Origin of the sequence: Streptomyces sp. SID5910, assembly GCF_009862125.1 — a bacterium.
Classification (GTDB): Bacteria; Actinomycetota; Actinomycetes; order Streptomycetales; family Streptomycetaceae; genus Streptomyces.
The window spans coordinates 1-5213 of the sequence record NZ_WWHX01000781.1 but is presented as its reverse complement, the minus strand read 5'-3'; the positions used below and the strand labels follow the sequence as shown (position 1 = coordinate 5213).

Below are 5213 nucleotides of genomic sequence, written 5' to 3'. Positions count from 1 at the left end.
TCTGCCGTGACGTCACCTCGCCGTCCGCGTCCCTGCTGACGACCGTCCACATGCCGCCCGCGTCCTGGGCCGCCGACACCACCTCGGTGCGCAGCTCGACGCGGTCCAGCACCCCGGCCCACTCGGCGAACGACCGCAGGTAGGCGGCGACATCGCTGTGCCGCGGATAGAGGGGGTAGGACTCCGGCATCGGGAAGTCGGCGTAACAGGTCAGCTGCTTGGCCGTGTTGAGGTGGAGCGACAGATACCCCGGACCGCGCTCACCCGCCTGCGGCTGACGCCAGATCCCTCCGACGTCGGGAGCCTTCTCCAGGCAGACGAAGTCGATGCCGCGGTCGCCCAGGGCACGGGCCACAGCCAAACCCGACAGACCGGCACCGATCACACACACTCGCACGGGTTTTCCCCTCAGGACGGACACAAACCTCCCCCGATCATGCATTGCTTGCCCATCCGTGTCTCCCTGCACACCAGTACGCAGGGCGAACTGCTGTGTCCGTGCTCACGTTTCGCCACCCGGCCCGCGCCGGGCGTGCGGTCACGGCCGGCGGAGATCCTTCACCCGGCGCAGCTTGCCGACCGAACGCTCCAGCGTCTCGGGGTCGACGACGGCCACCTCGACGGTGATGCCGACCCCGTCCTTCACGCCCTGTCCGATCGCCCTCGCGGCGGCCTCGCGCTGCTCGGGAGAGGCGTCCGGGCGGGCCTCGACCCGGACGGTCATGTGGTCCATGCGCCCGCGCTCGGTGAGCTGGATCTGGAAGTGCGGTGCCACGCCGGGGGTGCGCAGCACGACCTCCTCGATCTGGGTGGGGAAGACGTTCACCCCGCGCAGGATGATCATGTCGTCGCAGCGGCCGGTGACCTTCTGCATCCGCCGGAAGGCCGGCCGGGCGGTCCCGGGCAGCAGCCGGGACAGGTCGCGGGTGCGGTAGCGGATGACGGGAAGCGCCTCCTTGGTGAGCGAGGTGAAGACGACCTCACCCTCCTCGCCCTCGCCCAGCACCTCGTCCGTGACCGGGTCGACCACCTCGGGGTAGAAGTGGTCCTCCCACACGTGCAGCCCGTCCTTGGTCTCCACGCACTCCTGCGCCACGCCCGGGCCGATCACCTCGGACAGGCCATATATGTCGACGGCGTGGATGTCCATGCGCTCCTCGATCTCGCGGCGCATCTCCTCCGTCCACGGCTCGGCGCCGAAGATGCCCACCCGCAGGGAGCTGGTGCGCGGGTCGACGCCCTGCCGCTCGAACTCGTCGAGCAGGGTGAGCATGTAGGACGGGGTCACCATGATGATCTCGGGCCGGAAGTCCTGGATGATCTGCACCTGCCGGGCCGTCATGCCGCCGGAGGCGGGGATCACGGTGCATCCGGCGCGCTCGGCGCCGTAGTGCGCGCCCAGGCCGCCGGTGAACAGGCCGTAGCCGTACGAGATGTGGACCTTGTGGCCCGGTCGGCCGCCGGCGGCGCGGATGGAGCGGGCGATGACGTCCGCCCACAGGGACAGGTCGCCGTCCGTGTAGCCGACGACGGTGGGGCGGCCGGTGGTGCCGCTGGAGGCGTGGACGCGCCGCACCTCGGACATCGGGACGGCGAACATGCCGAAGGGGTAGGTGTCCCGCAGGTCGGCCTTGGTGGTGAACGGGAACCGGGACAGGTCCGCCAGGCTGTGGCAGTCGTCGGGCTTCACCCCGGCCGCGTCGAACTTCCTCCGGTACAGCTCCACGTTCTCGTAGGCGTGCCGCAGGGTCGCGCGCAGCCGGTCGAGCTGGAGTTCGCGCAGCTGCTCGCCGGTCAGCCGCTCGGCGTCGTCCCGCAGGTCCTGGGGGAGGGGTTCCCCGAGACGGGAGGCGGGGGAGGCGGGGACCGCCGGTCCGCCGGTGGCCGGTGCGCTGCTCATCGCGACTCCTTCGTCGTGCCCGGCGTCCCGTCCGCGGCCGGGTCCGCCGTCATGTCCGCCGTCATGTCCTGCGTCGTGTCCTTCGGCGCGTCCCGGACGCTGCGGCTGCGCCCGCGGAACTCCGCGATCACGTCCTCACCGCGCCGCACGCTCACGTCGTAGACGCCGCTGCGGCCGTACCGGGTGCGTTCCTCGGCGGTGGCCACCAGCACGTCGCCCTCGTGGGCCGGGGCGACGAAGACGATGTCGGCGCCGGCGGCGACGGTCACGGGTCCGTGGCTGTTGCAGGCGCAGGCGAAGGCGGTGTCGGCGAGCAGGAACAGATAGCCGCCGTGGGCGATCCGGTGGCCGTTGACCATCGCGGGCGTCACGGTCATGCGCACCACGGCGGTCCCCGGGCCCTGTTCGACCAGCTCGATGCCGAGGCGCTTGGACGCCTCGTCCGCGGCGAACATCTCCTCCGCCGGCGTCGTCGTCTCCACGGCCTGTGCCACGCCTTCCACCACCTTGTTTCCCGACCGAACATTCGGTTACCGTGCGGCACGGCCTAGTAATCCAGCCACGTCGTGGCCTGTCAAGGGGCCGGACGCCCGCGCCGCGGCCCATGGTGGGGAGGTCGCGGATCCCGGGTCTTGCCCGGCCCGGGGAAACACGTCAGACTGATACCGAACGAATGGTCGGTAGGGGAAGCTGGTATCGATGACCACGACACACGCCGCCGAGGCGCCGCCCCCCGCGGGGCTCCAGGAGCACTTCGACGCCACGATCGCGCACGACCAGCGGATCGAGCCGCGCGACTGGATGCCCGACGGGTACCGCAGGACGCTGATCCGGCAGGTCGCCCAGCACGCGCACTCGGAGATCATCGGCATGCAGCCCGAGGGCGAGTGGATCACCCGGGCGCCGTCGCTGCGCCGCAAGGCGATCCTCTTCGCCAAGGTCCAGGACGAGGCCGGCCACGGGCTCTACCTGTACTCGGCGGCCGAGACCCTCGGCGCCGACCGCGCCGACCTCACCGAGCGGCTGATCGAGGGCCGCCAGAAGTACTCCTCGATCTTCAACTACCCGACCCTCAGCTTCGCCGACGTCGGCGTGATCGGCTGGTTCGTGGACGGCGCCGCCATCTGCAACCAGGTGCCGCTGTGCCGCAGCTCCTACGGGCCCTACGCGCGCGCCATGGTCCGCATCTGCAAGGAGGAGTCCTTCCACCAGCGCCAGGGCTACGAGCTGCTGATGACGATGATGCGCGGCACCGACGCCCAGCGCGAGATGGTCCAGGACGCCGTGAACCGCTGGTGGTGGCCGTCGCTGATGATGTTCGGCCCGCCCGACGACGCCTCGCCCAACTCCGCGCAGTCGATGGCCTGGAAGATCAAGCGGCACAGCAACGACGAACTGCGCCGTCGCTTCGTCGACATGACCGTCCCCCAGGCCGAGAAGCTCGGCGTCACCCTGCCCGACCCCGAGCTGCGGTGGAACGAGGAGAGCGGGCACCACGACTTCGGCACCCCCGACTGGGACGAGCTGATGCGGGTCATCAAGGGCGACGGCCCGTGCAACGCCCGGCGGACGGAACGCCGGCGCTCCGCCCACGAGGACGGCGCCTGGGTCCGCGAGGCGGCCACCGCCCACGCGGCCAAGCAGGCCGCCCGTACGCAGAAGGGAGCGGCGGCATGACCTCCGCGAAGCAGGACTGGCCGCTCTACGAGGTCTTCGTGCGCGGCAAGCGCGGCCTCAACCACGTCCACGTCGGCTCGCTGCACGCCGCCGACGACCAGATGGCCCTCACCCACGCCCGCGACCTCTACACCCGGCGCAACGAAGGCGTGTCCATCTGGGTGGTCCGCTCCGAGCACATCGCCGCCTCCACGCGCGACGAGAAGGACCCCTTCTTCGCCCCCAGCGCCGACAAGGTCTACCGCCACCCGACCTTCTACGACATCCCCGACGACGTCCCCCACATCTAGGAGCAGGGCATGAGTGACGACCACGTCTACATGACCCTCGCCGAGGGACACGAGGACGACACCCGCTGGGCCTACGGCACCGGCTTCGAGGACCCGCTGCACGGCGTGGACACCACCGTGCCCGAGGGCGTCGACGCGGGTGAACTGGCCGCCCAGTGCGTGGCGCTCGCCGACGACGCCCTGGTCACGGCCCAGCGGCTCGCCGAGTGGGTCACCCGCGCCCCCGAGCTGGAGGAGGAGGTGGCGCTGGCCAACATCGGCCTCGACCTCCTCGGCCAGGCCCGCCTGCTCTACTCCCGCGCCGGCCAGACCGACGGCACCGGCCGCGACGAGGACGCCTACGCCTACTTCCGCGACGCGGACGACTTCCGCAACGTGCGCCTCGCCGAACTGCCGCGCGGCGACTTCGCGTTCGCCGTCGTACGGCTCCTGGTCCTCTCCGCCTGGCGGCTCGCGCACTTCGAGCGGCTGGTGTCCCACCCCGACCCGGTCCTCGCGGCGGTCGCGGCCAAGGGCGTCAAGGAACTGACCTACCACCGGCAGTACGCCGCCGAGTGGGCGGTGCGCCTCGGCGACGGCACGGACGAGTCCCACCGCCGGATGCGCGCCGCACTGGAGCAGGTCGCCCCCTACCTCGGGGAGCTGCACGCCGCGTACGACGTGCGCGACGAGCTGACCGGCGTCCTGCGCCAGGTCACCGAGGCGGCCGGACTGCCCATGCCCGTGTACCGGCCGCTGCCCGGCTCCGGCCGCGACGGCGAGCACACCGAGCACCTCGCGCCGCTGCTCGCCGAGCTCCAGAGCGTGGCCCGCGCCCACCCGGAGGCGACATGGTGACCACCCGGCCGGACACCCGGCACGCCCGGAGCGTCGCCGAGGCGGTGCCGGATCCCGAGCTGCCCATGCTGACCCTCGCCGACCTCGGTGTCCTGCGGGACGTGGAGACGACCGAGGACGGCACGGTGGTCGCGAGTCTGACCCCCACCTACTCCGGGTGCCCCGCCATGGCCGAGATGCGGGCGGACGTCGCCGCGCGGCTGCGGGCCGCGGGGTACGCCAGGGTGGAGATCCGCACGGTGCTCAGCCCGCCGTGGACCAGCGACTGGATCACCGAGTCGGGCCGCCGCAAGCTCGCCGAGCACGGCATCGCCCCGCCCGGCGCCGCGCCCCGCGGCCCGGTCCCGCTCGTGCTGTCGCCCACCCAGCGCACGGTGCCCTGCCCCCGGTGCGGGGCGGCGGACACCGAGGAGACCTCCCGTTTCGCCGCCACGTCCTGCAAGGCGCTGTGGCGCTGCCGGGCCTGCCGCGAACCGTTCGAGTACGTCAAGGAGATCTGATGGCCCCGA

At 71.9% G+C, this 5213-nt stretch carries 7 protein-coding genes; 4 read left to right on the top strand and 3 right to left on the bottom strand.

Features of this window, described 5'->3' with window-relative positions:
- The 3 genes from GTW67_RS27695 to paaI form a co-directional block, all read right to left on the bottom strand.
- Positions 1-397 (bottom strand): NAD(P)-binding protein (locus tag GTW67_RS27695; RefSeq protein ID WP_161167501.1); only part of this gene is annotated, 397 nt, incomplete at its 3' end.
- A gap of 141 nt (positions 398-538) precedes the next feature.
- Positions 539-1900, bottom strand: a complete 1362-nt coding sequence (gene paaK / locus GTW67_RS27690) for a phenylacetate--CoA ligase PaaK (protein WP_161167500.1) — start codon at positions 1898-1900, stop codon at positions 539-541.
- On the bottom strand, positions 1897-2355 hold the full coding sequence (paaI, locus tag GTW67_RS27685) for a hydroxyphenylacetyl-CoA thioesterase PaaI (RefSeq protein ID WP_161167502.1): 459 nt from the start codon (positions 2353-2355) through the stop codon (positions 1897-1899). Before paaI ends, paaK begins: the two co-directional genes overlap by 4 nt.
- Positions 2356-2599: 244 nt before the next feature.
- Here paaI and paaA point away from each other — a divergent pair, with 244 nt between their 5' ends.
- From paaA to paaD, 4 genes are read left to right on the top strand one after another with little or no spacing between them, the layout of a single operon-like run.
- Positions 2600-3577, top strand: a complete 978-nt coding sequence (gene paaA, locus GTW67_RS27680) for a 1,2-phenylacetyl-CoA epoxidase subunit PaaA (RefSeq protein WP_161167499.1) — start codon at positions 2600-2602, stop codon at positions 3575-3577.
- Positions 3574-3867, top strand: a complete 294-nt coding sequence (paaB, locus tag GTW67_RS27675) for a 1,2-phenylacetyl-CoA epoxidase subunit PaaB (protein WP_161167498.1) — start codon at positions 3574-3576, stop codon at positions 3865-3867. The genes paaA and paaB overlap by 4 nt, the downstream gene beginning before the upstream one ends.
- Positions 3868-3876: 9 nt before the next feature.
- Positions 3877-4704, top strand: a complete 828-nt coding sequence (gene paaC / locus GTW67_RS27670) for a 1,2-phenylacetyl-CoA epoxidase subunit PaaC (protein ID WP_161167497.1) — start codon at positions 3877-3879, stop codon at positions 4702-4704.
- Positions 4698-5204 carry a 1,2-phenylacetyl-CoA epoxidase subunit PaaD gene (paaD, locus tag GTW67_RS27665; protein WP_161167496.1) on the top strand — a complete coding sequence of 169 codons (507 nt, stop codon included), beginning with the start codon at positions 4698-4700 and terminating at the stop codon, positions 5202-5204. Before paaC ends, paaD begins: the two co-directional genes overlap by 7 nt.
- The last annotated feature ends 9 nt before the right edge of the window (positions 5205-5213 follow it).

Coding starts and splice junctions, on each gene's coding strand:
- paaK (WP_161167500.1), bottom strand. CDS start 1,900: ATGAGCAGCGCACCGGCCACCGGCGGACCGGCGGTCCCCGCCTCCCCC.
- paaI (WP_161167502.1), bottom strand. CDS start 2,355: ATGTTCGCCGCGGACGAGGCGTCCAAGCGCCTCGGCATCGAGCTGGTC.
- paaA (WP_161167499.1), top strand. CDS start 2,600: ATGACCACGACACACGCCGCCGAGGCGCCGCCCCCCGCGGGGCTCCAG.
- paaB (WP_161167498.1), top strand. CDS start 3,574: ATGACCTCCGCGAAGCAGGACTGGCCGCTCTACGAGGTCTTCGTGCGC.
- paaC (WP_161167497.1), top strand. CDS start 3,877: ATGAGTGACGACCACGTCTACATGACCCTCGCCGAGGGACACGAGGAC.
- paaD (WP_161167496.1), top strand. CDS start 4,698: ATGGTGACCACCCGGCCGGACACCCGGCACGCCCGGAGCGTCGCCGAG.